This window comes from Pseudomonas sp. PDM02 (assembly GCF_014852285.1).
GTDB lineage: Bacteria > Pseudomonadota > Gammaproteobacteria > Pseudomonadales > Pseudomonadaceae > Aquipseudomonas > Aquipseudomonas migulae.
On record NZ_JACVBL010000002.1, the window covers coordinates 504,714 to 531,371 of the forward strand.

A 26,658-nucleotide genomic window follows, 5' to 3' on the forward strand; every position below is an offset into this window, starting at 1 on the left:
TGCTGTCTGCCGAGCTTTCCATGCCTGACCTGCTTGACCGCTACCCGCTGACGGCGGGCACTTATCACGAACTGCTCGACGACAGTGGCGCCGTACGTCCGCACTGGCGTCGGTTGTTCGACCAGTTGCAACGCAGCACGCCCGCGCAGCTGGTGCAGCGTCAGGCACTGCTGACCCGGCAGATCCAGGAAAACGGCGTGACCTACAACGTCTATGCCGATCCCAAGGGCGCGGACCGGCCGTGGGAGCTGGACTTGCTGCCGCACGTGATCGCTGCGGACGAATGGGAGCACTTGTCGGCCGGGATCGCCCAGCGGGCTCGACTGTTGAATGCTGTGCTGGCGGACTTGTACGGCCCGCAACGGTTGATCGCTGAAGGCTTGTTGCCGGCTGAGCTGGTATTCGGTCACAACAACTTCCTCTGGCCCTGTCAGGGCATCACGCCGCCCGATGGGGCCTTTCTGCATCTGTATGCCGTGGATCTGGCGCGCACGCCCGACGGTCGCTGGTGGGTGACGGCGGATCGGACCCAGGCACCGTCCGGCGCCGGTTACGCCCTGGAAAACCGCACGATCGTGTCCCGGGCCTTTCCTGAGTTGTACCGCGATTTGAAGGTGCAGCATCTGGCCGGGTTCTTCCGCACGCTTCAGGAAACCCTGGCCCGTCAGGCGCCAAGCGACGATGAAGTGCCGTTGGTGGTGCTGCTGACGCCGGGGCGTTTCAACGAAAGCTATTTCGAACACCTGTATCTGGCGCGGCAACTCGGTTATCCGTTGGTGGAGGGCGGCGACCTCACGGTGCGCGATGCCACGGTTTACCTGAAAACCTTGAGCGGCCTGCGCAGGGTCCACGCGATCATGCGTCGGCTCGACGACGACTTCTGTGATCCGCTGGAGCTGCGCACCGACTCGGCGCTCGGTGTGCCGGGCCTGCTCGAAGCCGTGCGACAAGGACGGGTGCTGGTGGCCAACGCGCTCGGCAGCGGCGTGCTGGAATCGCCGGGGTTGCTGGGCTTCCTGCCGAAGATCAATCAATTCCTGTTCGGCGAAGAGTTGATCCTGCCCTCTATCGCCACGTGGTGGTGCGGCGAAGCGCCGGTGCTGGCCCAGGCGCTGGAAAAACTGCCGGAATTGCTGATCAAACCTGCGTTCCCCTCACAGAGCTTCGCGCCGGTGTTTGGCCGCGATTTGAGTGAAAAACAGCGTCTGGCGCTTTCCGAGCGCATGCAGGCACGACCTTATGCCTATGTGGCGCAAGAACTTGCGCAATTGTCCCAGGCGCCGATCTGGCAGGCCGAGGGTGGCCAGTTGCAACCCCGAGCCATCGGCATGCGCGTGTACGCGGTGGCGAGTCGCGACGGGTATAGGGTTCTGCCTGGCGGTTTGACCCGGGTGGCCGCCGAGGCCGACGCTGAAGTGGTGTCGATGCAGCGCGGCGGTGCGAGCAAGGACACCTGGGTGCTGGGGGACCGGCCACCCAGCGGCGAACAATGGAAAGCCCAGCGCAACATTGGCGTGCACGATCTGGTGCGACGCGATCCGTATTTGCCGTCGCGAGTGGTGGAAAACCTGTTCTGGTTCGGCCGTTACTGCGAGCGCTGCGATGACAGTGCGCGGTTGCTGCGGATCATGCTGGCGCGCTACGTCGATGGCGATGACCCGCAAGCGCTGGAGGCCGCGGTCGATCTGGGTGAGCGGTTGATGTTGCTGCCCGAAGAAGGCGAGCTGCCTGAACGGTTGTTGGCGGCGCTGCTCGGTGACGACTGGCCGTTCAGCCTGCGTTCCAACCTGCAGCGCTTGCAGTGGGCGGCGTCGCAAGTGCGCGGCAAGCTCTCGCGAGAGAACTGGCAGGCGCTGGTGGAGTTGCAGCGTGAGGCCGTCGAACTGGAAACCGAAGAACCGGATTTCGGCGAGTTGCTGGATTTCCTCAACCGTCTGGTGATGTCGCTGGCGGCGCTGTCGGGTTTTGCGCTGGACGACATGACCCGGGACGAAGGCTGGCGCTTCCTGATGATCGGTCGACGGATCGAGCGCCTGCAATTTCTCAGCGGCAGCCTCGCGGCGTTTCTGCGCGGTAGCGGCGCCTTTGATCAGGCCGGGCTGGAGTGGCTGCTGGAACTGGGTAACAGCAGCATCACCTACCGCTCGCGGTATCTGGCGGTGGCGCAATTGATTCCGGTGCTGGACCTGTTGCTGCTCGACGAACAAAACCCGCACGCGGTGCTGTTCCAGTTGAAGCTGGTGACCCGCACCCTCAAACGTTTGAACGATGATTTTGCTGTGCCGCGCGAAGCCGGCTTGCCGTTTCTGGTGGAGCGTCTGGCGCGCTTTGATCTGGGGTGTCTGGAGAATTCGCTGTTCGGTGAAGCCAGCGTACGCGCCGCCATCAATGGCCTGGCCGACCTGCTGCAAGAGATCGCCGATGCGAGCGGGCAGGTGTCGGATCGTTTGGCATTGCGCCATTTCGCCCACGTCGATGATGTCAGCCAACGCACGGTGTCCGTCTGATGAGCGCTCATTACCAGATTTTCCATGACACCCATTATCACTACGACAGCCCGGTGTCCCTCGCCCAGCAGTTGGCGCATCTGTGGCCGCGCTCGTGCGCCTGGCAGCGTTGCACTGCGCAACAATTGCAGATCAGCCCCGACCCGACGGCGCGCCGCGACGAACTGGATGTATTCGGCAACCCGCTGACCCGGCTGGCGTTTGAACGACCTCACGATGAGTTACTGGTCAACGCCAGTCTTACCGTCGAAGTGCTGGCCCGGCCAACGCTGGATTTCAATCTATCGCCGGCCTGGGAAGAAACCCGCAACGCACTGACCTACAGCAGCCAGCCGCTTTCGTCCGACGTGCTCGAAGCGTGTCGTTACCGGTTCGAATCGCCCTATGTGCATTTGAAGCGCAACTTCGTCGAGTTCTCGGAAAGTTGTTTTCCGGCGGGGCGGCCGCTGTTGCTCGGCGTCCAGGCGTTGATGGAAAAAATCTTCAGCGAATTCACCTTCGACGCCGAGGCCACTCAAGTGGCAACGCCTCTGGTGGAAGTGCTGGAGCGCCGTCGCGGGGTGTGCCAGGACTTCGCTCACCTGATGCTCGCTTGCTTGCGTTCCCGTGGGTTGGCGGCGCGTTACATCAGCGGCTACCTGCTGACTCAGCCGCCACCGGGCCAGCCACGGCTGATCGGTGCCGATGCATCACACGCCTGGGTTTCAGTGTTTTGCCCGGTGTTGGGTTGGGTGGATTTCGATCCGACCAACAATGTGCAACCGGCGCTCGAACACATCACCCTGGCCTGGGGCCGGGATTTTTCTGATGTATCGCCGTTGCGCGGGGTGATTCTGGGGGGCGGAAATCACGATCCGGAAGTCCGGGTCACCGTGATGCCACTGGAGTAACAAAGATCCACCCTGTAGGAGCGAGCCTGCTCGCGATGGACGTCAACGATGACGCGTCCTGTCTGGAAAAACGCGCTGTCTTCGATATCTTCGCGAGCAAGCTCGCTCCTACACGGGACACAGATCCGGTGGGCCTGATCAGATCATCGGGCCCTGAGGGTCTCAGGCGTCGGGCGCCTGATCTTTCGGTGCTTCAACATCACTTTCTGCGGTCACTTCACCGTCTGCTTCCGGGTTCAGTGCGGCGGCGTCTTCTTCAGCTGAAGCTTTCTTGCGCTGAAGCTTTTCCTCTTTCTTCTGCTCCTTGGCCAAGTCTCTCTGACGTTTGGCGAAGGAATAATTAGGTTTAGCCATGGGCGATCCTCTGGGGTCGAAGGTGAGGTTGAGCGGCGCATATTCTGCCCTGTATCGGTGCCTAGCCGTTAGCTGGGTTTTTGCTCGGCCCATTTTGGCAGTACCGAAGGCTGCCAGGCGTCCAGTGCATCGAGCAGGGTGTGCGGCGATTCGCTCACTTGCAGCATGTCACGGTGTGCTTCGCGAACGAAGCCTTCGCCGACGATATGATCAAGAAAACCGGTCAACTTGCTGTAGAAACCGTTCACTTCCAGCAGTCCCAGTGGTTTGCCGTGGTAGCCGAGCTGGCCCCAGGTCCAGACTTCGAACAGTTCTTCCAGAGTGCCCAGGCCACCGGGCAGCGCGATAAAAGCGTCGCTGAGTTCGGCCATCCGCGCCTTGCGCGCATGCATGCCGTCGACCACTTCCAGGCGCGTGAGGCCGCTGTGACCGATTTCCTTGTCTTTGAGGCTTTGCGGGATGATCCCGATCACTTCACCGCCGGCCGCCAGTGCGGCGTCGGCGACGATCCCCATCAGCCCGACGGCACCGCCGCCATAGACCAGGGTCAGCTTGCGCTCGGCCAATGCTCGCCCGAGGGCGACAGCCGCTTCACGATAAGCCGGGTTGGTGCCGGTGCTGGCACCGCAAAATACACAAACGGACGCTAAAGACATGCCTTACTCCATGGTCAGGATGGCCACAGAGTAAAGGCAGAGGCGCTATGCTCCAAGGTCTAAACTTCACGCCGGGACGTTTCACAGGTGCCACTGGCGCCACAGGCGTAAGCGGCGAGCAAACTGCACAACAGGCTATTGATGGACATGACAGACGCTCCGTATAAGTGATGACGACCTGATGATAGGGCCGCCCTAGACGTCTGGCTGGTAGATTGTTTCGATAGGTGTCATAGCCCGAAAGTTGTATACAATTTTTGATTCAGGTCATAGGAACTTGCGAAGTTTTCAGGCAGTCTTCTGTCCATTCGCACTTTTGTTAACCCTGCCTTGGAGATTCACCATGTTTGCCAAACTTGTTGCGGTATCCCTGCTGACACTGGCCAGCAGTCAATTGATGGCTGCCGAGTGCAAGACGACCATCGATTCCACCGACCAAATGGCCTTCAACACCAAGGCCATCGAAATCGACAAAAGCTGCAAGACCTTCACCGTTGAACTGACCCACTCCGGCAACCTGCCGAAAAACGTCATGGGCCACAACTGGGTGCTGAGCAAAGAAGCGGACATGCAGCCGATCGCTACCGATGGCCTGTCTGCCGGCATCGACAAGAACTACTTGAAAGAAGGTGATGCGCGCATTATCGCCCACACCAAAATCATCGGCTCCAAGGAAACCGACTCGGTGACCTTCGATGTGTCCAAGCTTGATGCTGCCGAGAAATACGGCTTCTTCTGCTCGTTCCCGGGCCACATTTCGATGATGAAAGGCACGGTTACGCTGAAGTAAGCGAATTGTGCACATAAAAAAAGCGTCCACTTGGGACGCTTTTTTTGTGCCCGGCGTTTGACCGTGTAATCGTTCTTCGCGGGCAAGCCTCGCTCCTACAGGGGCGGTGTCGAAACCCTGTAGGAGCGAGGCTTGCCCGCGAAGGCGTCGGATCAGGCGCCACCTAAATCAAGGGGCGAAAGGCATCACCCGCTTGTGATGGGTCTTCCTGTACGTATCGCAAATGATCTTGAACGCTTCCTCACGCACCGGCTCACCGTGCAGGAACGCGTCGATCTCGGCATACGTCACGCCATGGGACGCTTCGTCCGGTTTACCCGGCGACAGGTCTTCAAGGTCCGCCGTCGGGACTTTTTCCACCAGCGATTCCGGCGCGCCGAAACTGCGGGCAATCGCCCGGACCTGATTTTTTACCAGGCCGCTCAACGGGGCCAGGTCGCAGGCGCCGTCACCGAATTTGGTGAAGAAACCCATCACCGCTTCCGCCGCATGATCGGTGCCGATCACCAGGCCATGGGCCGCGCCGGCGATGGTGTACTGGGCGACCATGCGCATCCGCGCCTTGGTGTTGCCGAGGACGAAATCCACCGAGACCGCGTGCTTGCCTTCGAACGCGGCCACTTCATTGGCCAGGGATTTGACCGCCGGGCCGATGTTCACGGTGTGACGCTCATCTGGCTTGATGAAGTCCACCGATGCCTGGGCGTCGTGTTCATCGAACTGGGTTTCGTACGGCAGGCGCACGGCGATGAACTTGTAGTTGTCATCACCGGTGCGGGTGCGCAGTTCACACATGGCGCGCTGCGCCAGCAGGCCGGCGGTCAGGGAATCGACGCCGCCGCTGATCCCGAGCACCAGGGTCTTGAGCCCGGAATTGACCAGGCAATCCTGGATGAAACTGATGCGCCGCGCGATTTCAGCCTCGAGGGCGGCCTCGTCGGCGAATGGCGGTTGAACCTTGAGCTGCTCAGCAATCTCACGCTGTACGGCTTGCATGAATTCACTCCTTGCTTGGTGTGCTGGAAAGGGCGGCAGGAACTTTGAAAACGTGTCGCAAATAGGCAACGAAATTCGGGTCTTTACAGTGAGTCTTGCCAGGCTCGTCGGAGATCTTTGCCACCGGCTGGCCGTTGCAGGCCGCCATTTTAAGCACGATGCTCATCGGTTCGACACCCGGAATATCGCACGTCAGGTTGGTGCCGATGCCGAAGCTGACATTGATCCGACCGCGCAATGCGCGAAATATTTCCAGCGCCTTGGGCAGCGTCAGGCTGTCGGAGAACGTCAGCGTCTTGCTCATCGGATCGATACCCAGCTTTTGATAGTGGGCGATCGCCTTTTCCGCCCAGATCACCGGATCTCCGGAGTCATGTCGCAGACCGTCAAAAAGCTTGGCGAAGAACAGGTCGAAGTCGTTGAGGAAGGCATCCATGGTGATGCAGTCCGTCAAGGCAATCCCCAGCAGGCCGCGGTACTCGCGGACCCAGCAATCGAGGGCGGCGGCCTGGCTGTCGATCAGCCGCGGGCCCAGTTGCTGGTGGGCCATGATCCACTCGTGGGCCATGGTGCCCAGCGGTTTCATGTCCAGCTCTCGCGAAAGGTGCACGTTGCTGGTGCCGACGAAGCGCCCGGGGAAATCGTGCTTGAGCACGTTCACCACTTCTTCCTGCACACGGTAAGAGAAGCGACGGCGAGTACCGAAATCGGCTACCTGCAATTCGGACAATTCGTCGCTGCCGGCATTCGCGGTCAGCCAGTCGAACTTGCGATAGAGCTGCTCACGCGCCTGCACCAGCACGATTTCCCGGTAGCGATAGCGGTTGCGCACTTCGCTGACGATGGACAGCAGCGGCACTTCGAACAGGATCACATGCAGCCACGGTCCGCGCAGGCGGATGAACAGTTCGCCGTTTTCGATGCCGGTGTGGACGTAGCGCAGATTGAAGCGGAACAACCCGAGAAAACGCAGGAAATCCGGCTTCATGAAGCTGATGCGCTCCATGAAGCTCAACTGGTCGGCGCTCAGGCTCAGCTCGGCCAGGCGCTCGATCTGAAAGCGGATTTCCGCCAGGTACGGGCGCAAATCCTCACTGTTACGGCAACGAAACTCCCATTCGACTTCCACGTTCGGGTAGTTGTGCAGCACCGCCTGCATCATCGTCAGTTTGTAGAAGTCGGTGTCGAGCAGGTTCTGCACGATGCGATCGGCAAACACACTCTCGCTCATAACGGGGTTCTCCAGGCTGGCCGCAGCCCGTGGCGGCGACGTTGCAGCTGTTTCAATGATGGGGGCTAGTGGCGCATATCAGCGCGGGGTATTGCCAGTGTTTTTTTGTGAGGGTTGTGCCGCTGCTGATGGCCTCTTCGCCGGCAAGCCCGGCTCCTACAGGACCTTTGTCTGGCCCGAAACCTGTAGGAGTACGGCTTGCCGGCGAAGGCGTCCTCAAGGCATTACAGGGCTGTCGATCTGTTCCAGCATCCACTTCACAAAATCCCGCACCTTCGGCACTTCCGCCGAATGCTCCGGGTATGCCAGGTAATAGGCGTCGGAACTGGGCATTGCATGCTGCCAGGGAATGACCAGTTTGCCGTCGGCCAATTCCTCTTCCACCAGAAACCGCGGCAACAACGCTACGCCGCAGCCGACCTGTGCGGCACGGATGCACATATAAAAGGTTTCGAAGCGCGGGCCGTGGTAGCTGTGTTCGGTGTGGTAACCCTGGCTGTCGAACCAGTCGTGCCAGGCCTGCGGCCGGGAGGCGTTTTGCAGCAGGACCAGGTCGGTAAGTTGCGTCGGATCGGTGAACGGCGTGGCCGGCAGGCTGCTCGGTGCACACACCGGAACAAGCTCTTCGCCGAACAACTTCAGGCATTCGGTGCGGGGCCGTGAGCCCTGGCCGAAATAGAACGCCAGATCGCTGCGACCTTGCAGCAGGTCATCGGCTTCCTGCTCGCTGCACAGGTCCAGATGAATCGACGGATGGCGCAGTCGCCAGCCCTTCAAACGGGGGACCAGCCAGCGGGCGCCGAACGTCGGCGGGGTCGAGACGCGCAGGACTTCGGTCTCACCGCCGTAGGAACGCAGGTAATGGGTCGACATCTCGACTTGCGTGAGGATTTTTCGTACCTCAACCAGATACAAATCACCGGCCGGGGTCATTTGCAGGCGTCGGCGTACTCGACGAAACAACAGGTGCTGCAACAATTCTTCGAGTTGCGCGACCTGTTTGCTGACGGCGCTCTGGGTCAGGTTCAGCTCTTCGGCGGCCCGCGTGAAGCTCAAATGCCGGGTCACGGCCTCGAAACACTGCAGCGCGGTGATCGACGGCAGGTAGCGTTTATTCAGCATGGGTTGTCCTTTTTTCTTGTTTCTTGCTGACCAGCAATTCGCAGCATGAATAAACGGAATGATATCTCTCTTAAAGGTCGTTTGTTGGGTAACCTCCGGCGAGCTAAAACTACAGGTCTGATCAGCCGTGATATTCCGGCTGCACGTTTTCTGTTTTAGCTCGAGGAGTGACCCATGGTTGCCGCATTGCTTGATCGTCTTGGTGTGAACCCGGCCCTGTACCAGAACGGCAAAGTGCCGGTGCATTCGCCGATCGATGGCAGCAAGATCGCCTCTGTGAACTGGGAAGGCGCCGCTGAAGTCGAGCAGCACATCAGTCGCGCAGATCATGCGTTCGAATTGTGGCGCAAGGTCCCGGCCCCGCGCCGTGGCGAGCTGGTGCGTCAACTGGGCGACATCCTGCGCGAATACAAGGCCGACCTCGGCGAGCTGGTGTCCTGGGAAGCGGGCAAGATTACTCAGGAAGGCTTGGGTGAAGTTCAGGAGATGATCGACATCTGCGACTTCGCCGTCGGTCTGTCCCGTCAACTGTACGGCTTGACCATCGCCTCCGAGCGTCCAGGCCACCACATGCGCGAAACCTGGCACCCGCTGGGCGTCGTGGGCGTGATCAGTGCGTTCAACTTCCCGGTCGCGGTCTGGGCCTGGAACACCACGCTGGCGCTGGTCTGCGGCAACCCGGTGATCTGGAAACCGTCGGAGAAAACCCCGTTGACCGCACTGGCCTGCCAGGCGCTGTTCGACCGCGTACTGAAAAACTTCAGCGATGCACCTGCGCACCTGAGCCAGGTAATCATTGGCGGTCGTGATGCTGGCGAAGCACTGGTCGATGACCCGCGTGTCGCGCTGATCAGCGCCACCGGCAGCACCCGCATGGGCCGCGAAGTGGCACCGAAAATCGCCGCACGTTTCGCCCGCAGCATTCTTGAACTGGGTGGCAACAACGCCATGATCCTCGGCCCAAGCGCAGACCTGGACATGGCCGTTCGCGCCATCCTGTTCAGCGCCGTCGGCACTGCCGGTCAGCGCTGCACCACGTTGCGTCGCCTGATCGCTCACGAATCGGTGAAAGAAGAGATCGTCACCCGCCTGAAAGCCGCGTACTCGAAAGTGCGTATCGGCAACCCGCTGGAAGGCAACCTGATCGGTCCGCTGATCGACAAACACAGCTTCGACAACATGCAGGATGCGCTGGAGCAGGCCCTGAGCGAGGGCGGCCGGGTCTTCGGCGGCAAACGTCAGCTGGAAGACAAGTATCCAAATGCTTACTACGTCTCGCCGGCCATTGTTGAAATGCCGGAGCAGAGCGACGTGGTTTGCCACGAAACCTTCGCGCCGATTCTTTATGTGATCGGCTACAAAGACTTCGACGAAGCCCTGCGTTTGAACAACTCGGTGCCACAAGGCCTGTCTTCGTGCATCTTCACCACTGACGTGCGTGAAGCCGAGCAATTCATGTCGGCGGTGGGCAGCGACTGCGGCATCGCCAACGTCAACATCGGCCCGAGCGGCGCGGAAATCGGCGGCGCGTTTGGTGGCGAGAAAGAAACCGGCGGTGGTCGTGAGTCGGGCTCCGATGCCTGGCGCGGGTACATGCGCCGCCAGACCAACACCGTGAACTACTCGCTGGAGTTGCCGTTGGCGCAGGGCATTACGTTCGACTGATGGGCCCCTTCGCGGGCAAGCCTCGCTCCTACACAGGATCACTCAACACCTGTAGGAGCGAGGCTTGCCCGCGAAGCTTTTGCTTTGTTGTTTGTTAGGTTTCTGTTGGAGTCTGGCAATGCCGTTACGCGAAGAGTGTCTGTGGGAAAAACTGACGCCGCAAAGGCCCGACAATGCTGCGCTCAAGGGCGAAGTAACGGTCGATGTCTGCGTCATCGGTGCCGGGTTCACCGGTCTGTCGGCGGCGGTGCATCTGCTGGAACAAGGCAAAACGGTGTGTGTGCTGGAAGCTCATCGTGCCGGTCATGGCGGTTCTGGACGCAACGTCGGGCTGGTCAACGCCGGCATGTGGATTCCACCGGACGAGATCGAAGCCGGGTTCGGCGAAGCGGTGGGCAGTCAGCTCAATCGCATGCTGGGTGCCGCACCGTCCCTGGTGTTCAGCCTGGTCGACAAATACAACATCGATTGCCAGTTACGCCGCGAAGGCACGTTGCACATGGCGCACAACGCCCGTGGCGAAGCGGATTTGCGCAGTCGTGAAGAACAATGGAAACGTCGCGGCGCTCCGGTGGAACTGCTGACCGGTCAAGCCTGCGAACAAGCAACCGGCACCAAAAAGATCGCCGCTGCGTTGCTCGACAAGCGTGCCGGCACGATCAACCCGATGGCTTACACCACGGGGCTGGCCAAGGCGGCTATCGGCCTTGGTGGTCGGCTGTTCGATCATTCTCCCGTGACCAGGCTCGAACGTCAGGGCCAGCGCTGGTCGGTGCAAACGGCGCAGGGTTCGGTGCTTGCCGAGCAAGTCGTGATTGCGTCCAACGCTTACACCGAAGGTGACTGGACGGAACTGCGGCGCAATTTCTTCCCCGGTTATTACTATCAAGTGGCCTCGGTGCCGCTGACTGACGACGCCGCGCAGCAAATCCTCCCGGGTGGCCAGGGTTCGTGGGACACCCGGCAGGTGCTCAGCAGTATTCGTCGCGACAAAGACGGTCGCCTGTTACTCGGCAGTCTGGGTAATGGCAATCAGAAGCCGACCTGGTTCCTCAAGGCTTGGGCCGACCGGGTTCAGCAGCACTATTTTCCGTACCTCAAACAGGTGGAATGGGAGTGCACCTGGACCGGTTGCATCGCATTTACTCCCGATCATTTGATGCGTCTGTTCGAACCGGCGCCCGGTTTAGTGGCAGTCACCGGTTACAACGGTCGGGGCGTGACCACGGGGACCGTCGTCGGCAAAGCCTTTGCCGATTATTTGTGTAACGGAAATCCTCAGGCGCTGCCGATTCCCTTCGCACCCATGCAGCCACTGGCGGGGGTGGGGCTGCGTAGCTGTCTATATGAGGCGGGGTTTTCGCTGTATCACGCGGGCCAGTGCCTGCGGATCGTGATTTGATTGTTGAAATTTGTTGCTGGAAGCGGCGCTTTTCGGCGCAGCGGCTAGCCTGTAAAAGGTGCGGGTTGTAGCAGTACCGCACCAGCAGTGTGCACTTCGGTGACGCACGTTGTTACAGGCTGGTTGCACGTCGTTTGGCGCCGCGGTTGCAATGATGGCGCGCGTGGGTTGCGCCTTAAAAAATAAATGGTTTCACCTTCCGCGGTTTAGACGGTTGCACGCCCAATGAAAATGGGCTCGAAACAGTCGAAATAACAATAAAGCAGCGACTTTTTTCAGAATAAAAAACCGATGGCACGGCCCTTGCTCTGAGCATTCAGTGAAGTCGCAGTGCCAACTAAAAAAAAACCTTGGAGCACCACCTCATGTCCCAGACGTTTTACAAGAAAGGCTTTCTGGCCCTCGCAGTGGCAGCTGCGCTGGGTGTTTCTGCGTTTGCACAGGCTGACGTAAAAATCGGTGTTGCGGGTCCTATGACAGGCGCCAACGCAGCATTTGGCGAGCAGTACATGAAGGGTGCACAGGCAGCAGCCGACGCAATCAACGCGTCGGGCGGCGTCAACGGGGAAAAAATCGTACTGGTCAAGGGCGATGACGCCTGCGAACCGAAACAGGCTGTGACGGTCGCCAAGGACCTGACCAACCAGAAAGTGGCAGGCGTGGTTGGTCACTTCTGCTCCTCGTCGACCATCCCGGCCTCCGAGATCTACGACGAAGCAGGCATCATCGCAATCACTCCGGGTTCCACCAACCCACAGGTGACCGAGCGTGGCCTGAGCGCCATGTTCCGTATGTGCGGTCGTGACGACCAGCAGGGCATCGTTGCCGGCGACTACATCGTCGACGTGCTCAAGGGCAAGAAAGTCGTGGTTCTGCACGACAAAGACACCTACGGCCAAGGTCTGGCCGATGCCACCAAGGCTCAACTGGCCAAGCGCGGCGTAACGCCGGTTCTGTACGAAGGCCTGACTCGCGGCGAGAAAGACTTCAGCGCCGTGGTAACCAAGATCCGTGCAGCCGGTGCCGATGTCGTCTATTTCGGCGGCCTGCACCCGGAAGCCGGTCCACTGGTTCGCCAACTGCGTGAACAAGGCCTCAAGGACGTCAAATTCATGTCCGATGACGGCATCGTTACTGACGAACTCGTGACCACCGCCGGTGGCCCGCAGAACGTTGATGGCGTGTACATGACCTTCGGTGCCGACCCACGCCTGCTGCCAGACAGCAAAACCGTGGTAGACACCTTCCGCAAAGCCGGCACCGAGCCAGAAGGCTACACCCTGTACGCCTACGCTTCGGTTCAGACCCTGGCGGCTGCTTTCAACGGCGCCAAGTCCAACAGCGGCGAAAAAGCGGCTGAGTGGCTGAAGAAAAACCCGGTTAAAACCGTGATGGGCGAGAAGACCTGGGACGCCAAGGGCGACCTGAAAGTCTCCGACTACGTGGTTTATCAGTGGGACAAGGATGGCAAATACCACCAACTGGAAAAACAGAAGTGATATGAGCTGTTGATCTGCCCGGCGCCTTGAGCGCCGGGCAATCGAAGAACATGTCCGTGCAGTACCTGTCTTTTCTCGTAGAGCTGCACACAACCGTGTTGCGCGGGTGGCTGAACCCCGGTCCGTCGCACCTCGCTTCTGTGCAGTCTCTCAAATGCGTGAGATTGCGTTATGGATGGTATTTTCCTGCAGCAACTGGTCAACGGCCTGACCCTCGGGTCGGTCTATGGCCTGATCGCCATCGGCTACACAATGGTCTATGGCATCATCGGCATGATCAACTTCGCCCACGGCGAGGTTTACATGATTTCCGCTTACCTCGCGGCAATCAGTCTGGCTCTGCTGGCATACTTCGGTATTGAATCCTTCCCTCTGCTGATGCTTGGCACACTGGTCTTCACCATCATCGTCACAGCGGTATATGGCTGGGTCATCGAGCGTGTCGCCTACAAACCCCTGCGTAACTCCACCCGACTGGCACCGCTGATCAGCGCCATCGGTATTTCGCTGATCCTGCAAAACTATGCACAGATCGCACAGGGCGCCCGTCAACAAGGCGTACCGACCCTGCTGACCGGTGCATGGCGAGTGGAAGTCGGAAGCGGCTTCGTCCAGCTCACCTACACCAAGATCTTCATCCTGGTTGCCGCATTCGCCGGCATGGCCCTGCTGACCTACGTCATCAAGTACACCAAGCTCGGCCGCATGTGCCGCGCCACCCAGCAAGACCGCAAGATGGCCTCCATCCTTGGGATCAACACCGACCGCGTCATTTCCTACGTGTTCATCATCGGTGCGGCAATGGCGGCCCTGGCCGGCGTGCTGATCACCATGAACTACGGCACGTTCGACTTCTACGCAGGCTTCGTCATCGGCATCAAGGCGTTCACCGCAGCGGTACTCGGCGGGATCGGCTCGCTGCCTGGCGCGATGCTCGGCGGGATCATCCTCGGGATTTCCGAGTCGCTGTTCTCGGGTCTGGTCAACTCGGACTACAAAGACGTTTTCAGCTTCTCGCTGCTCGTTCTCGTTCTGGTCTTTCGGCCCCAAGGCCTGCTCGGCCGTCCTCTTGTGTCGAAGGTGTAAGCGATGTCTTCAACCACTAAAAAAACCATTGATCTCAAAAGAAGCCTGGTTGACGCGATTCTTGCCGGTCTTGTCGCCCTCATCGTGTTCGGCCCGATTGTTGGCATAGTCCTCGACGGCTATGGCTTCAATCTGGAAACGACCCGAGTGGCGTGGATTGTCGCCATTGTCATGGCCGGCCGCTTTGCCTTGAGCCTGTTCCTGCAAACGCCGAAAGGCCTGAGAATTCTCGAAGGCTTTGAAACCACCGGTTCGGGGGTTCATGTACTGGCACCCGATTACAAATCCCGGCTGCGCTGGATCATCCCGCTGATGATCGTCATCGCCGTGGTGTTCCCGTTTTTCTCCAACTCCTACCTGCTGGGCGTGGTCATCCTCGGGTTGATCTACGTGCTGCTCGGGCTTGGTCTGAACATCGTGGTTGGCCTGGCCGGCCTGCTCGACCTCGGTTACGTGGCGTTCTACGCCATCGGCGCCTATGGGTTGGCACTCGGTTATCAATACCTGGGGCTGGGTTTCTGGACGGTGCTGCCACTGGCGGCGATCACGGCGGGGCTGGCCGGTTGCATCCTCGGTTTCCCGGTATTGCGCCTGCACGGTGACTACCTGGCGATCGTGACCCTGGGCTTCGGTGAAATCATCCGCTTGATCCTCAATAACTGGCTGACCCTGACCGGTGGCCCGAACGGTATGCCGGCGCCCCTGCCAACCTTCTTCGGCCTCGAGTTCGGCAAAAGGGCGAAGGACGGTGGTGTTCCGTTCCACGAGTTTTTCGGCATCGCCTATAACCCCGACGTGAAGTACTACTTCATCTACGCGGTATTGTTCCTGGTCGTGCTGGCCGTGCTGTACATCAAGCACCGTTTGACTCGCATGCCGGTTGGTCGCGCATGGGAAGCCTTGCGTGAAGATGAAATCGCCTGCCGTTCCATGGGTTTGAACCATGTGCTGGTCAAGCTTTCGGCGTTCACCATCGGTGCGTCGACGGCCGGCCTCGCTGGCGTGTTCTTCGCCACCTACCAGGGCTTCGTCAACCCGACCTCGTTCACCTTCTTTGAATCGGCCCTGATCCTCGCCATCGTGGTACTCGGCGGCATGGGCTCGACCATCGGCGTGGTTATCGCAGCCTTCGTGCTGACGGTGGCCCCGGAACTGCTGCGTGGCTTCGCGGAATACCGCGTGCTGCTGTTCGGCATCCTGATGGTGTTGATGATGATCTGGCGACCGCGCGGCCTGATTCGGATCAGCCGTACCGGTGTGACCCCGCGTAAAGGAGTAGCGCCATGAGCGAAGTCGTACTCTCGGTCGAGAAGCTGATGATGCACTTCGGCGGCATCAAGGCGTTGAACGATGTCAGCCTGAAGGTCAAGCGCAACTCGATCTTCGCCCTGATCGGCCCCAACGGCGCCGGCAAGACCACCGTGTTCAACTGCCTGACCGGGTTCTACAAGGCCTCGGGCGGCAAGATCGAACTCAACGTGCGCGGCGAGCGCACCGATGTCATCAAAATGCTCGGTGAACCGTTCAAGGCGACTGATTTTGTATCGCCGAAAAACTTCATCAGCCGGCTCCATTACAAGATGTTCGGCGGCACTCACCTGGTGAACCGTGCCGGCCTGGCGCGGACCTTCCAGAACATTCGCCTGTTCAAGGAAATGTCGGTGCTGGAAAACCTGCTGGTGGCCCAACACATGTGGGTCAACCGCAGCATGCTCGCGGGCATCCTCAATACCAAGGGCTATCGCAAGGCTGAAAGCGATGCGCTGGACCACGCCTTCTACTGGCTGGAAGTGGTGGACCTGGTGGATTGCGCCAACCGTCTGGCCGGTGAGTTGTCCTACGGCCAGCAGCGTCGTCTGGAGATTGCGCGGGCCATGTGCACCCGGCCGCAGATCATCTGCCTCGACGAACCGGCCGCCGGCCTCAACCCTCAGGAAACCGAAGCGCTGAGCGCGATGATCCGGCTGCTGCGCGACGAGCACGATCTGACCGTGGTGCTGATCGAACACGACATGGGCATGGTTATGAGCATTTCCGACCACATCGTGGTGCTGGACCACGGCGTCGTCATCGCCGAGGGTGGCCCCGAGGCGATTCGCAACGATCCGAAAGTGATTGCAGCCTACCTGGGCGCCGATGAAGAGGAGGTGGTGCTATGAGCAAACCGATCCTCGAACTCAAAGACCTGGACGTGTTTTACGGCCCGATCCAGGCCCTGAAAAAAGTCTCGATGCACATCAACGAAGGGGAGACCGTCAGCCTCATCGGCTCCAACGGCGCGGGCAAGTCGACCCTGCTGATGTCGATCTTCGGCCAGCCGCGCGCGGCAGACGGGCAGATCATCTATCAGGGCGTGGACATCACTCATAAGTCGTCGCACTACATTGCGTCCAACGGCATTGCACAATCACCGGAAGGCCGGCGCGTGTTCCCCGACATGACCGTCGAGGAAAACCTGCAGATGGGCACCATCCCGATTGGTGACAAGTACGCCAAGGAAGACATGCAACGCATGTTCGAGCTGTTTCCGCGTCTCGAAGAGCGGCGGACCCAGCGGGCCATGACCATGTCCGGCGGCGAGCAGCAAATGCTCGCCATCGCCCGTGCGTTGATGAGCCGGCCGAAACTGCTGTTGCTCGATGAGCCGAGCCTGGGGCTCGCGCCGATTGTGGTGAAACAGATCTTTGCCACCCTGCGGGAACTGGCCAAGACCGGCATGACCATCTTTCTGGTCGAGCAGAACGCCAACCACGCCCTGCGGTTGTCGGATCGGGCATACGTGATGGTCAACGGCGAGATCCGCCTCAGTGGCACCGGCAAGGAGCTGCTGGTGAACGAAGAGGTGCGTAACGCTTATCTCGGCGGGCATTGAGTCCTGTTGAAATACCCAAAGCCCCGACGAGCAATCGTCGGGGCTTTTTTACGCCTCCAATACACCGCAAATCCCTTGTGGGAGCGGGCTTGCTCGCGAAGGCGGTGTTTCAGTCACGTTGATGCCAGATGTGCCACCGCCTTCGCGAGCAAGCCCGCTCCCACAAAGTTGTCGGTGAATTGTGGAAAACAAATTTGCCAAGCTCTCAAAGCGCGACATAAAGCCGCTGCAAATAGTTGTTTTGTCACGGTTTTGACTTGTCCCCGTTTGCTGTGGAACTGGCTGTGAATAACGTGGGAGTAGCTGGCTGAGAGCCTTTTAAATCGTGGCTTGTAGCGATGTGGTTGTTTTTTGATCAGGCGTTTTTGCCGGGCTTGAGGTCAGCGTTGTCAACCTTTTTATTGATTGCGAAAGAGGCCTGAAACACACGATGGCAGCCTGTGGATAAGTCTGTGGTTAAACTCTGGAAAGACTCGGCTAAGGGCCGTAGTTACTGGCTTGGCGCCATCGTTGGCAAACCCGGTCAATCGTGCAAAACGCCTTGGGCTACACAGCCCGCACTTCAGGGTCAAGCGAAAAACTTTCTGATCTGCCCGCAAAGCCTTGTGCACAGCGGCTTCCAGCTTTTTCACTTGCCCCCGGAAACTGTGGACCGGCCTGTGGATAACGTGCGCGTACATAGCTACAGGCCACGGTGTATATGGCGTTGCTCGCGTTGGTTGTTTTTCGTACAGATTTTCTGATAGTTGCCGCTGTCGGCAAGGCCGGGCATGCTGCCAGCTGATTTTCTAATCCAATGGCGGCCCGTCGGCCGAAGCAAGGAGAACACGATGTCCAACACCCTGTTTATTACCGGCGCGACTTCCGGTTTTGGCGAAGCCTGTGCCCGTCGTTTTGCCGAGGCTGGCTGGAAACTGGTGCTGACAGGTCGTCGTGAAGAGCGCCTCAATGCCTTGTGCGCCGAGTTGTCGAAGCAGACCGAGGTCCATGCCCTGGTGCTCGACGTGCGTGATCGCAAGGCCATGGAGGAGGCGATCGCCAACCTGCCACCATCCTTCGCCAAGCTGCGCGGGTTGATCAACAACGCTGGCCTGGCGCTCGGCGTGGATCCGGCGCCGAAGTGCGATCTTGATGATTGGGACACCATGGTCGACACCAACATCAAGGGCCTGATGTACAGCACTCGCCTGCTGTTGCCGCGTTTGATCGCCCATGGCCGTGGCGCCGGCATCATCAACCTCGGTTCCATTGCCGGCAACTACCCGTATCCGGGCAGCCACGTGTATGGCGCGAGCAAGGCCTTCGTCAAACAGTTCTCCCTGAACCTGCGCTGCGACCTGCAAGGCACGGGCGTTCGCGTCAGCAACATCGAGCCGGGCCTGTGTGAGAGTGAGTTCTCGCTGGTGCGCTTTGCCGGTGACCAGGAGCGTTACAACGCGACCTACGCCGGTGCCGAGGCGATCCAGCCGCAAGACATCGCCGAGACCATTTTCTGGGTGCTCAATGCGCCGGCGCACATCAACATCAACAGCCTCGAGTTGATGCCGGTGAGCCAGACGTGGGCCGGGTTTGCGATTGAGCGTAACAAGGGGTAAGACTGCGTAACGTCCATTCGCGGGCAAGCCTCGCTCCTACAGGTCTATGCAAAACCTGTAGGAGCGAGCGGTGCGGCGGTCCGACTTGCCCGCGAATACGATCTATTTGTCAACGAAGATAGTCGACCAACCCGCGATAGCAGGTCGCCAAGTGATAAGGCGTAGTCGACGGCATATCCTGCCGGCTCACTTCACCGTTCTCGTCACGACACTCATACCAGCCGCGCCCATGCAGAGAACGCTGTTGCAGCGCCTGCAACTGGTGCAATACCGATGCCCCGCTGTCCGGGCGCAGCGTCAACGCACGCAAGTATTCAGCTTGAGCCCAGATGCGTTGGGTGGCATCTTTCGAATGCCCGTCGAGCGTGAGCATCGCGCGCACGGCGCCACTCGATTGATCGACGCCCAGTTGCTCGGTGAACGCAAAGGCGCGCTCCACAGAGGCGTGCAGTTTCGAACCGCGCAACAGCGGCGAAGACTCCAGCAGGAAATACCATTCGAACTGGTGTCCCGGTTCAAACCAGTTATCCACAGACCCCAGCGGCTTTTCCATCAGCACACTGTGTTGCGGGTCGATAAAGCGTTGTTGCATGGCTGTGCATAACTCGACGAGCGCACGCTGCACGGCGAGGTCTTCACGCACTGAAAGCGTGGCAAGAAACGCTTCGGCGAGGTGCATCAGCGGGTTTTGCAGCGGTCCGGTATTCAGCAACGACCAATCACGCTCAAGGCAGGCTTCGTACAAGCCATCGCCCGAACTGAAGCGCTGATCAAGCACTTCCAGCACCGCGTTGAGCACCGACTCCACCAGAGGTTCGCGGACCTTGTCCCAGTAATGGGCGCAGGCGAAGAGGATGAAGGCGTGGGTGTAGAGATCTTTGCGCTGATCCAGCGGCGCGCCCTGCGGGTCGATGCTGTAGAACCAGCCACCGTGTTCGGCATCGTGGAAATGTTGCTGCAACGAGCGGAACAACGCAGCCGCACGCTCTTTCGCGCCCGGCACCTGGCCGATCAGGCTGGAAAACAGATACAGCTGCCGCGCGCAGGCCATGGCCCGGTAGCGTTGCGGTGGCAAGGGATGATGCTCGGCATCCAGTGCTTCGTAGGGCAGCGCCAGTTCGGCATTCCAGCCGGGGCCTTGCCAGAGGGGCACGATCACGTCCTGGAAATGCTGTTGCACCGCGGCAAACAGAGCGGTCAATTCAGGCTGGGAAGCGGAGCGGGGAGCATGAGGCATTGGCTGGCGTCGTCACGGCAGGGTCGAATGCGCGACATGTTATCAGGCCTGAGAGATGTGGTGTCTGTCAGGCCTCTTCGCGGGCAAGCCTCGCTCCTACAGGAAGAGGCTATTACCGGCAAAACCGAATCAACCCGCCAACAACCAGACCCCGGTCGCCGCCGAAGCCGCGCCCGCCAGACGAACCAGCGGTGCCGCTGCTTGCGGCAACACGCGAACCAGCGCATAACCCGCCGCATGCAACGCCGCCGTTGCCGCCACAAACCCTGCGGCATAGGCCCAAGGGCTCGACATGTCCGGCAATTCCAGCCCATGCGCCACGCCATGGAACAACGCAAACAACGCCGTCGCACCCACCGCCACGCTCAGTGGCGGACGTACCGCCAGCGCCACCGCCAGCCCCAGCGCCAGTACCGACGCCGCAATCCCGCTTTCCAGCGCTGGCAGGTTCAGCCCTTCAAAACCGAGCAGGCCGCCGATCAGCATGGTGCCAACGAACGTGCACGGCAGCGCCCAGCGTGCAGCGCCTTTCTGCTGTGCCGCCCACAGCCCGACGGCAACCATCGCCAGCAAGTGATCGAGGCCGCCAATCGGGTGGCTGATGCCGGCGATCAAGCCATTGTCGCCGTGACCGGGGTGGGCGAAGGCGATGGCCGGAGTCAGCAGCAGGGCCATGGCGCCCAGGATGCGTTTAAGTGTCATGGATAAGCTTCCTTGTTGATAAGTTTGATCGTGATCAGGCTGCGGTCAGCAGGCCCTGGCGCTCGATGAAGGCGATGATTTCTTCCAGGCCCAGCCCGGTTTTCTGGTTGCTGAAGACAAACGGTTTGCCGTTGCGCATGCGCTTCGTGTCGCTGTCCATCATCGAAAGCGACGCGCCTACCAGCGGTGCGAGGTCGACTTTGTTGATCACCAGCAGGTCGGATTTGCAGATCCCCGGCCCACCCTTGCGCGGCAGCTTGTCGCCCGCCGAGACGTCGATTACGTAAATCGTCAGGTCGGACAATTCCGGGCTGAACGTGGCCGAAAGGTTGTCGCCTCCGGACTCCACCAGAATCAGATCCAGCCCCGGAAAGCGTCGGTTCAGTTGATCCACGGCTTCGAGGTTGATCGAGGCGTCTTCGCGGATCGCCGTGTGCGGGCAGCCGCCGGTTTCCACGCCGATGATCCGTTCCGGCGCCAGGGCCTGGTTGCGCACCAGAAAATCGGCGTCTTCGCGGGTGTAGATGTCGTTGGTCACGACCGCCAGGTTGTAGCGCTCGCGCAACGCCAGGCACAGGGCCAGCGTCAGGGCGGTTTTGCCGGAACCGACCGGGCCGCCGATGCCGACGCGCAGAGGTTGTGTGTTCATGTGATTCTCCAAAATAACAGGCCCTAGGAACGGAACAGACGGCTGTACTGGCGCTCATGGGCCATGCACGCCAGGGACAGGCCGAAAGCGGCGCTGCCATAGTGGTCGGGGTTGATTCGGGTGGCGTCCTGCTGGGCTTGTTGCAGCAGCGGCAGCAGTTCACTGGTCAGGCGTTGCGCGGCTTGCTGGCCCAGCGGCAGGGTTTTCATCAGCACCGCCAACTGGTTTTCCAGCCAGCTCCAGAGCCACGCGGCCAGCGCGTCTTGCGGGCTGATGTGCCAGGCGCGTGCGGCCAGCGCCCAGCCGAGGGCCAAGTGCGGTTCGGGGCGTTGTTCGAGAAAGGCACGGGCCGGTACGTCGAGTTCCGGCAAACCGTTGAGCAGTTGCTGTAAGGAATAGCCCATTTGTCGGCTCTCCTGATGCAACTCGCGGGTTTCCCGGCTGGCGCGGTGTTCTTCGCAGCGTTGCAGCAGTTCGGCCCAGTTTTCTGCGGCGGCGGCCACGCAATGGGCGAGCAGCAGGGGCGCCTCGAAGCGTGCCAGGTTCAGCAGCAATTGATCGCTGATCCAGCGACGGGCGCTGTCTGAATCATTCACCCGGCCGTTATCCACCGCCATTTCCAGACCTTGGGAATAGCTGTAGCCGCCAATCGGCAATTGCGGACTGGCCAGGCGCAACAGCGCCCAGGCCGGGTTCATTGGCGTACGCCGAACTGATGCAGTTTCGGCGGGTAGTTGAAGTCTTCGTCGCCATGCCGAGAGTGGTGATGGCCACCGCCATAGGCGCCGTGCTCCGGCTGGAACGGTGCTTCGATGTTTTCGACCTTGGCTTCAAGTTGTTCGAGCATGGCCTTGAGCACGTAGTCGTCGAGCAGGCGCAACCAGCCATCACCGACTTGCAGGGCGACGTGGCGATTGCCCAGGTGATAGGCCGCGCGGGTCAGTTCGAAGGCATTGGCGCAGGTGACGTGCAGCAGTTGTTCGGGGCGGGCACAGACGCGGACGATGCGACCGTCTTCAGCCTGTAGGCATTCGCCATCAGTGAGGGGCGACTGACCGCGCTCCAAAAACAACCCGACGTCTTCACCCTCGGCACTGAAACAGCGCAAACGGCTTTTGCTCCGGGCTTCGAAGGTCAGGTGCAACTCGGCGGCCCAGACGGGTTGAGGGTCGATTCTGCGATGAATCACCAGCATCGGAAAACTTCCAGCTATGGACAATAGTCAGGCTAGAGCAAGGGGCTTGCCAATCGGCGCAAGTGTAGGAAATGCCTGTCGGCGCATGGATGGCGTTTCAGTTTGTTGCGGCAATTTGGTGCGTGGCTGGGGAAGGCGCACCAAATGACGGCGCAGGGTGTGCTCCAGATTGTTCGCGATCCCGCATTCACCACCCAACCTTGTAGGAGCCGGCTTGCCGGCGATAGCGGTCGACCAGACGACATCTTTATTGGCTGAAGGGCGCCATCGCCAGCAAGCCAGCTCCTACAAAGGAGGTGGTGGTTCAGATGCACCGTGTTGTCTGAATCGCCAGCAAGCCGGCTCCTACAGGAGATCGGCGTGCAGGAGGGTTATTCCGTGCTGCCCAGGCCTTGCCAGTGCTTGAGGCCGATGAAGATAAAGCGCAGCTGCTGAGTGATTTTCGCTTGTGGTGTCAAATGCGCGGGCAACGCCTCGGCCGGCGGATCAATGATTTCCGGCAGGGTCGCAAACACACTTTTGACGATGAGATCGGCCATGACACTCAGACCGGCGATGTCCAGGTGCTGCAGCTTTGGCATCAGCGACAAATCGGCCGCAAGGTCCGAGCTGATGTCTTCGCGCAAGCGACCGATGGCCAGGCGCACCGGTAGCGAACCGCCGTACTGCTCGCGGGCCAGAAACAGGAATTGCGAACGATTGGCCGACACCACGTCGAGAAAAATCCGCACCGAGGCATCGATGATGCCGCCCATGACGAACTCGTTGTGACGCACCAGGCGGATGGTTTCGCGGAAGGTTTGTCCGACTTCGCTCACCAGCACCAGGCCCAGTTCATCCATGTCGGCGAAATGCCGGTAGAAACCGGTGGGGACGATGCCGGCGGTTTTCGCCACTTCGCGCAGGCTCAGGCTGCCGAATCCTCGGCCGCACTCCATCAAATGGCGGGCAGCGTCCATCAAGGCATTGCGGGTTTGTTGTTTCTGTTCGGCGCGGGGCAGCATCGCAAGGGTGTTTTCTGGACAAGACAGCGGCGCACTCTAGCAAATCGGCTTTGCCGGCGTCGAACGACTATCGGGAGTGATGCGAGGGAATGCGTGGCTTCTATAAAGTCAAAAGCCCAATCCGTGGATTGGGCTTTTTTTCAAGGCCGCCATGGGCTTAGCTCACAGCGCTGTTGCGTTCGATTACGCGGTCACCACCACCTTCAGCCAGGGTTTGGCCTTGTGGGGTACGGTCGGAACCGTCGGCAGCCAGGGTTTGGCCTTGTGGAGTGCGGTCGGAACCGTCAGCAGCCAGGGTTTGGCCTTGTGGAGTGCGATCGGAACCGTCAGCAGCCAGGGTTTGGCCTTGTGGAGTGCGGTCGGAACCGTCAGCAGCCAGGGTTTGGCCTTGTGGAGTGCGGTCGGAACCGTCAGCAGCCAGGGTTTGGCCTTGTGGGGTGCGATCGGAGCCGTCGGCAGCCAGGGTTTGGCCTTGTGGAGTGCGGTCGGAACCGTCAGCAGCCAGGGTTTGACCTTGTGGAGTGCGGTCCGAACCATCTTGAGTGATCAGGCCTTTTTCTTTCAGGCGATCATTACCACCTTCGGCAACGGTTTGACTGAACACCGAGTGGCTGTCTTTCACTTGTGGGGTGGCCTGGTCAGCGGCTGGCAGGGCGAAAGCGGTGCTGGCCAGCATGGAGAGGGTAAGGCTAAACAGTAGTTGGCGTTTCATGATCATGTGCTCCGTGGGAGGGCGGCAAAGTGGGTACGAGGCCAATGCTACTCTCGATAAGTCGATATAAAAGTTCATAAACGCAATGGTAATAATCAACAGAATTGATTGTTCCGTGCGAAGGCTCTAGACCGGGCCTTTCCGGCGGATGTTTTCGCACTGATGTGGGTATTTTCTACTCACGTGCGTCGCACAAAAGTGCGGGGTCGGTAACGCCGGATTTCGAGTGCAGGGTGTCCCCGACCGATTATTTGAACGTTAAGCCGCATTTCGATTAAACCTGCGCGCCGTTTCCCAGTCCTAGGCTTCATGCCAGGCCGGTTCTGGCCTGAGGTTTCACACGCGCGTCGCGGTCAGGGCGCTCAGTCGTATTCAGGAGCCCTGTGCAATGACGCGCACCCCGAAAGTTTTTGCCTGGACCTTTGCCAGCCTGGTTGTGTTACTGGCGATACTGGTTCTGATCATCGCGTTCTTCGATTGGAACCGGATCAAACCGACCCTCAACGCCAAAGTCTCCGAAGAGCTGCATCGACCGTTTGCCATCAATGGCAACCTCGCGGTGGTCTGGCAGCGTGAGCTTGACGAAGGTGGGTGGCGCGCCTGGGTGCCGTGGCCGCATGTGGTGGCGCAGGACCTGAGCCTCGGCAACCCGGACTGGTCGAAGCAGCCGCAAATGGCCACGCTCAAACGCGTCGAGCTGCGTATTTCGCCGCTGGCCTTGTTGGCGCAACGGGTGACGATCCCGCGCATTGACTTGACCGAACCAAACGCAGACCTCCAGCGCCTGGCCGATGGCCGCGCCAACTGGACCTTCAAGTTCGACCCGAAAGACCCGAACGCCGAACCTTCCAGTTGGGTGGTCGACATTGGTTCGATCGGCTTCGACAAAGGCCACGTCACCCTCGACGACCAGAGCCTGAAAACCCAGCTCGACCTGATCATCGACCCGCTGGGCAAGCCGATCCCGTTCAGCGACATCGTCGGCGAAAAAGCCGCGAAAACTGCGCAGGAGAAGGGCGCGGCTCCCCAGGATTACGCGTTTGCACTGAAGGTCAAAGGCCAATACCACGGCCAGAAACTGACGGGCGAAGGCAAGATCGGCGGCCTGCTGGCCTTGCAGGATTCGGCCCGGCCGTTCCCGCTCCAGGCCCAGGTCAAGATTGCCGACACCAGCGTCGAGCTCGCCGGTACGCTGACCGACCCGCTCAACCTTGGTGCGCTGGACCTGCGGCTGAAACTGGCCGGCAGCAGCCTGGGCAATCTCTATCCGCTGACCGGCGTGACCCTGCCGGATACACCGCCCTACGCCACCGACGGCCACTTGATCGCCAAGCTGCATGAGCCGGGCGGCGCGGTGTTCCATTACGAAGCGTTCAACGGCAAGATCGGCGAGAGCGACATCCATGGCAGCCTGGCCTACGTCGCAAGCCAGCCTCGGCCGAAACTCAGCGGTTCGCTGCTCTCCAATCAACTGTTGTTTACCGACCTTGCGCCCTTGATCGGCGCCGACTCCAACGCCAAGCAAAAGGCCCGAGGCGGCGAAAGCAAGCAGCCGGCGGACAAGGTGTTACCGGTCGAAGAGTTCAAGACCGAGCGCTGGCGCGACATGGACGCCGACGTCGAATTCACCGGCAAGCGCATCGTCCACAGTGAAAAACTGCCGTTCAACGATCTCTACACGCACCTGGTGCTGACCGATGGCGTGCTCAGCCTCGAACCCCTGCGTTTCGGCGTGGCCGGCGGCAAACTGGATGCGCAGATTCGCCTGAACGGTCGCACCGAGCCGCTGGAAGGCAACGCCAAGCTGACCGGGCGCGGTTTCAAGCTCAAGCAGCTGTTCCCGACCTTTGAACCGATGAAGACCAGTTTCGGCGAGCTCAATGGCGATGCCGACATCAGTGGTCACGGCAACTCGGTGGCCAAGCTGCTGGGTTCGGCCAATGGCAATCTGAAGATGCTGATCAACGACGGTGCCATCAGCCGCGAGTTGATGGAACTGGCTGGGCTGAACGTTGGCAACTACGTGGTCGGTAAAATCTTTGGCGACAAAGAAGTGAAGATCAATTGCGCGGCGGCCGACTTCGACATCAAGACCGGCCTGGCCACCACTCGGTTGTTTGTCTTCGATACCGAGAACGCGATCATCTACATCGATGGCACGGCGAACATGGCGACTGAGCAACTGGACCTGACCATCACCCCGGAATCCAAGGGCTGGCGCCTGATTTCCCTGCGTTCGCCGCTGTACGTGCGAGGCAAGTTCATCAAGCCGGATGCGGGCGTGAAGGCGGTGCCCCTGATATTGCGCGGGGCGGGGATGGTGGCCTTGGGCGTGATTGCGGCACCGGCGGCGGGGTTGCTGGCGCTGGTGGCGCCGAGTGGGGGTGAGCCGAATCAGTGTGCGCCGTTGCTGGAGCAGATGAAGGCGGGCAAGGCACCCGTCACCGTTAAGCCCACCAAATAAATCGATGACGGTCTGACAGGCGCTACAAAT

The 26,658-nt window shown here is 60.1% G+C and carries 24 protein-coding genes; 12 read left to right on the plus strand and 12 right to left on the minus strand.

The genetic code is table 11. From position 1 onward, the window contains the following. Positions 1-20: 20 nt before the first annotated feature. Together IB245_RS05715 and IB245_RS05720 are read left to right on the plus strand one after the other, a co-directional pair. Positions 21-2,507: a circularly permuted type 2 ATP-grasp protein gene (locus IB245_RS05715; protein ID WP_192226933.1), complete on the plus strand. Its 2,487-nt coding sequence runs from the start codon at positions 21-23 to the stop codon at positions 2,505-2,507. Further along, complete coding sequence (locus tag IB245_RS05720) at positions 2,507-3,397, plus strand: transglutaminase family protein (protein ID WP_192226934.1); 891 nt, start codon at positions 2,507-2,509, stop codon at positions 3,395-3,397. Before IB245_RS05715 ends, IB245_RS05720 begins: the two co-directional genes overlap by 1 nt. 162 nt (positions 3,398-3,559) lie before the next feature. Here IB245_RS05720 and IB245_RS05725 read toward each other — a convergent pair whose 3' ends face one another. Both IB245_RS05725 and IB245_RS05730 read right to left on the minus strand, forming a co-directional pair. Next, positions 3,560-3,751 carry a hypothetical protein gene (locus IB245_RS05725; protein WP_008035362.1) on the minus strand — a complete coding sequence of 64 codons (192 nt, stop codon included), beginning with the start codon at positions 3,749-3,751 and terminating at the stop codon, positions 3,560-3,562. 68 nt (positions 3,752-3,819) lie between these two features. Next, positions 3,820-4,407, minus strand: a complete 588-nt coding sequence (locus tag IB245_RS05730) for a TIGR00730 family Rossman fold protein (RefSeq protein ID WP_008035363.1) — start codon at positions 4,405-4,407, stop codon at positions 3,820-3,822. 343 nt (positions 4,408-4,750) lie between these two features. Between IB245_RS05730 and azu the strand changes: the two genes are divergently transcribed. Then, positions 4,751-5,197 carry an azurin gene (gene azu / locus IB245_RS05735; RefSeq protein WP_008035372.1) on the plus strand — a complete coding sequence of 149 codons (447 nt, stop codon included), beginning with the start codon at positions 4,751-4,753 and terminating at the stop codon, positions 5,195-5,197. Between the two features lie 168 nt (positions 5,198-5,365). Here azu and nadE read toward each other — a convergent pair whose 3' ends face one another. From nadE to IB245_RS05750, 3 genes are all read right to left on the minus strand, one after another. Further along, positions 5,366-6,193 (minus strand): ammonia-dependent NAD(+) synthetase, encoded by an 828-nt coding sequence (nadE, locus tag IB245_RS05740; RefSeq protein ID WP_192226935.1) that lies wholly within the window; start codon positions 6,191-6,193, stop codon positions 5,366-5,368. Between the two features lie 4 nt (positions 6,194-6,197). After that, positions 6,198-7,424: a nicotinate phosphoribosyltransferase gene (pncB, locus tag IB245_RS05745; protein ID WP_008043148.1), complete on the minus strand. Its 1,227-nt coding sequence runs from the start codon at positions 7,422-7,424 to the stop codon at positions 6,198-6,200. Positions 7,425-7,640: 216 nt separating this feature from the next. After that, positions 7,641-8,546, minus strand: a complete 906-nt coding sequence (locus tag IB245_RS05750; RefSeq protein ID WP_008043152.1) for a LysR family transcriptional regulator — start codon at positions 8,544-8,546, stop codon at positions 7,641-7,643. 174 nt (positions 8,547-8,720) lie between these two features. Here IB245_RS05750 and IB245_RS05755 point away from each other — a divergent pair, with 174 nt between their 5' ends. The 8 genes from IB245_RS05755 (at position 8,721) to IB245_RS05790 (ending at position 18,665) form a co-directional block, all read left to right on the plus strand. After that, on the plus strand, positions 8,721-10,211 hold the full coding sequence (locus IB245_RS05755; protein WP_192226936.1) for an aldehyde dehydrogenase family protein: 1,491 nt from the start codon (positions 8,721-8,723) through the stop codon (positions 10,209-10,211). A gap of 118 nt (positions 10,212-10,329) precedes the next feature. Further along, complete coding sequence (locus IB245_RS05760; RefSeq protein ID WP_008035381.1) at positions 10,330-11,613, plus strand: NAD(P)/FAD-dependent oxidoreductase; 1,284 nt, start codon at positions 10,330-10,332, stop codon at positions 11,611-11,613. A 365-nt stretch (positions 11,614-11,978) separates the two neighbouring features. Continuing rightward, complete coding sequence (locus IB245_RS05765; RefSeq protein ID WP_008035383.1) at positions 11,979-13,112, plus strand: branched-chain amino acid ABC transporter substrate-binding protein; 1,134 nt, start codon at positions 11,979-11,981, stop codon at positions 13,110-13,112. Positions 13,113-13,283: 171 nt separating this feature from the next. Further along, positions 13,284-14,198: an ABC transporter permease subunit gene (locus IB245_RS05770; protein WP_008035385.1), complete on the plus strand. Its 915-nt coding sequence runs from the start codon at positions 13,284-13,286 to the stop codon at positions 14,196-14,198. Between the two features lie 3 nt (positions 14,199-14,201). Then, positions 14,202-15,485, plus strand: coding sequence for a high-affinity branched-chain amino acid ABC transporter permease LivM (gene livM / locus IB245_RS05775; protein ID WP_008035387.1), 1,284 nt, complete (start codon positions 14,202-14,204; stop codon positions 15,483-15,485). After that, a complete protein-coding gene (locus IB245_RS05780) occupies positions 15,482-16,357 on the plus strand; it encodes an ABC transporter ATP-binding protein (protein WP_192226937.1) in 876 nt (291 codons plus the stop codon). The genes livM and IB245_RS05780 overlap by 4 nt, the downstream gene beginning before the upstream one ends. Beyond that, complete coding sequence (locus IB245_RS05785) at positions 16,354-17,070, plus strand: ABC transporter ATP-binding protein (protein ID WP_008035391.1); 717 nt, start codon at positions 16,354-16,356, stop codon at positions 17,068-17,070. The genes IB245_RS05780 and IB245_RS05785 overlap by 4 nt, the downstream gene beginning before the upstream one ends. Positions 17,071-17,900: 830 nt before the next feature. Then, a complete protein-coding gene (locus tag IB245_RS05790; RefSeq protein ID WP_008035394.1) occupies positions 17,901-18,665 on the plus strand; it encodes an SDR family oxidoreductase in 765 nt (254 codons plus the stop codon). 109 nt (positions 18,666-18,774) lie between these two features. Here the strand turns inward: IB245_RS05790 and IB245_RS05795 are convergent, their stop codons facing one another. From IB245_RS05795 to IB245_RS05825, 7 genes are all read right to left on the minus strand, one after another. After that, positions 18,775-19,902: an AGE family epimerase/isomerase gene (locus IB245_RS05795; protein WP_192226938.1), complete on the minus strand. Its 1,128-nt coding sequence runs from the start codon at positions 19,900-19,902 to the stop codon at positions 18,775-18,777. Positions 19,903-20,031: 129 nt separating this feature from the next. After that, positions 20,032-20,604, minus strand: coding sequence for a HupE/UreJ family protein (locus IB245_RS05800; RefSeq protein ID WP_192226939.1), 573 nt, complete (start codon positions 20,602-20,604; stop codon positions 20,032-20,034). 34 nt (positions 20,605-20,638) lie between these two features. Beyond that, a complete protein-coding gene (gene ureG / locus IB245_RS05805; RefSeq protein ID WP_008035409.1) occupies positions 20,639-21,253 on the minus strand; it encodes an urease accessory protein UreG in 615 nt (204 codons plus the stop codon). 23 nt (positions 21,254-21,276) lie between these two features. Further along, the gene (locus tag IB245_RS05810; protein WP_192226940.1) at positions 21,277-21,951 is read right to left on the minus strand and encodes an urease accessory protein UreF; all 675 of its coding nucleotides are present in this window, start codon (positions 21,949-21,951) and stop codon (positions 21,277-21,279) included. Beyond that, positions 21,948-22,448, minus strand: coding sequence for an urease accessory protein UreE (ureE, locus tag IB245_RS05815; RefSeq protein WP_008035414.1), 501 nt, complete (start codon positions 22,446-22,448; stop codon positions 21,948-21,950). Before ureE ends, IB245_RS05810 begins: the two co-directional genes overlap by 4 nt. Positions 22,449-22,819: 371 nt before the next feature. Next, positions 22,820-23,452 carry a TetR family transcriptional regulator gene (locus IB245_RS05820; RefSeq protein ID WP_008035416.1) on the minus strand — a complete coding sequence of 211 codons (633 nt, stop codon included), beginning with the start codon at positions 23,450-23,452 and terminating at the stop codon, positions 22,820-22,822. A 157-nt stretch (positions 23,453-23,609) separates the two neighbouring features. Further along, positions 23,610-24,164, minus strand: coding sequence for a hypothetical protein (locus tag IB245_RS05825; protein ID WP_192226941.1), 555 nt, complete (start codon positions 24,162-24,164; stop codon positions 23,610-23,612). Positions 24,165-24,552: 388 nt separating this feature from the next. Between IB245_RS05825 and IB245_RS05830 the strand changes: the two genes are divergently transcribed. Then, on the plus strand, positions 24,553-26,628 hold the full coding sequence (locus IB245_RS05830) for an AsmA family protein (protein ID WP_192226942.1): 2,076 nt from the start codon (positions 24,553-24,555) through the stop codon (positions 26,626-26,628). Positions 26,629-26,658 lie beyond the last annotated feature (30 nt).

Bases quoted from the DNA above. Each gene is read 5' to 3' on its own strand.
- IB245_RS05715 (WP_192226933.1), top strand. From the start codon at position 21: ATGCCTGACCTGCTTGACCGCTACCCGCTGACGGCGGGCACTTATCAC.
- IB245_RS05720 (WP_192226934.1), top strand. From the start codon at position 2,507: ATGAGCGCTCATTACCAGATTTTCCATGACACCCATTATCACTACGAC.
- IB245_RS05725 (WP_008035362.1), bottom strand. From the start codon at position 3,751: ATGGCTAAACCTAATTATTCCTTCGCCAAACGTCAGAGAGACTTGGCC.
- IB245_RS05730 (WP_008035363.1), bottom strand. From the start codon at position 4,407: ATGTCTTTAGCGTCCGTTTGTGTATTTTGCGGTGCCAGCACCGGCACC.
- azu (WP_008035372.1), top strand. From the start codon at position 4,751: ATGTTTGCCAAACTTGTTGCGGTATCCCTGCTGACACTGGCCAGCAGT.
- nadE (WP_192226935.1), bottom strand. From the start codon at position 6,193: ATGCAAGCCGTACAGCGTGAGATTGCTGAGCAGCTCAAGGTTCAACCG.
- pncB (WP_008043148.1), bottom strand. From the start codon at position 7,424: ATGAGCGAGAGTGTGTTTGCCGATCGCATCGTGCAGAACCTGCTCGAC.
- IB245_RS05750 (WP_008043152.1), bottom strand. From the start codon at position 8,546: ATGCTGAATAAACGCTACCTGCCGTCGATCACCGCGCTGCAGTGTTTC.
- IB245_RS05755 (WP_192226936.1), top strand. From the start codon at position 8,721: ATGGTTGCCGCATTGCTTGATCGTCTTGGTGTGAACCCGGCCCTGTAC.
- IB245_RS05760 (WP_008035381.1), top strand. From the start codon at position 10,330: ATGCCGTTACGCGAAGAGTGTCTGTGGGAAAAACTGACGCCGCAAAGG.
- IB245_RS05765 (WP_008035383.1), top strand. From the start codon at position 11,979: ATGTCCCAGACGTTTTACAAGAAAGGCTTTCTGGCCCTCGCAGTGGCA.
- IB245_RS05770 (WP_008035385.1), top strand. From the start codon at position 13,284: ATGGATGGTATTTTCCTGCAGCAACTGGTCAACGGCCTGACCCTCGGG.
- livM (WP_008035387.1), top strand. From the start codon at position 14,202: ATGTCTTCAACCACTAAAAAAACCATTGATCTCAAAAGAAGCCTGGTT.
- IB245_RS05780 (WP_192226937.1), top strand. From the start codon at position 15,482: ATGAGCGAAGTCGTACTCTCGGTCGAGAAGCTGATGATGCACTTCGGC.
- IB245_RS05785 (WP_008035391.1), top strand. From the start codon at position 16,354: ATGAGCAAACCGATCCTCGAACTCAAAGACCTGGACGTGTTTTACGGC.
- IB245_RS05790 (WP_008035394.1), top strand. From the start codon at position 17,901: ATGTCCAACACCCTGTTTATTACCGGCGCGACTTCCGGTTTTGGCGAA.
- IB245_RS05795 (WP_192226938.1), bottom strand. From the start codon at position 19,902: ATGCCTCATGCTCCCCGCTCCGCTTCCCAGCCTGAATTGACCGCTCTG.
- IB245_RS05800 (WP_192226939.1), bottom strand. From the start codon at position 20,604: ATGACACTTAAACGCATCCTGGGCGCCATGGCCCTGCTGCTGACTCCG.
- ureG (WP_008035409.1), bottom strand. From the start codon at position 21,253: ATGAACACACAACCTCTGCGCGTCGGCATCGGCGGCCCGGTCGGTTCC.
- IB245_RS05810 (WP_192226940.1), bottom strand. From the start codon at position 21,951: ATGAACCCGGCCTGGGCGCTGTTGCGCCTGGCCAGTCCGCAATTGCCG.
- ureE (WP_008035414.1), bottom strand. From the start codon at position 22,448: ATGCTGGTGATTCATCGCAGAATCGACCCTCAACCCGTCTGGGCCGCC.
- IB245_RS05820 (WP_008035416.1), bottom strand. From the start codon at position 23,452: ATGCTGCCCCGCGCCGAACAGAAACAACAAACCCGCAATGCCTTGATG.
- IB245_RS05825 (WP_192226941.1), bottom strand. From the start codon at position 24,164: ATGAAACGCCAACTACTGTTTAGCCTTACCCTCTCCATGCTGGCCAGC.
- IB245_RS05830 (WP_192226942.1), top strand. From the start codon at position 24,553: ATGACGCGCACCCCGAAAGTTTTTGCCTGGACCTTTGCCAGCCTGGTT.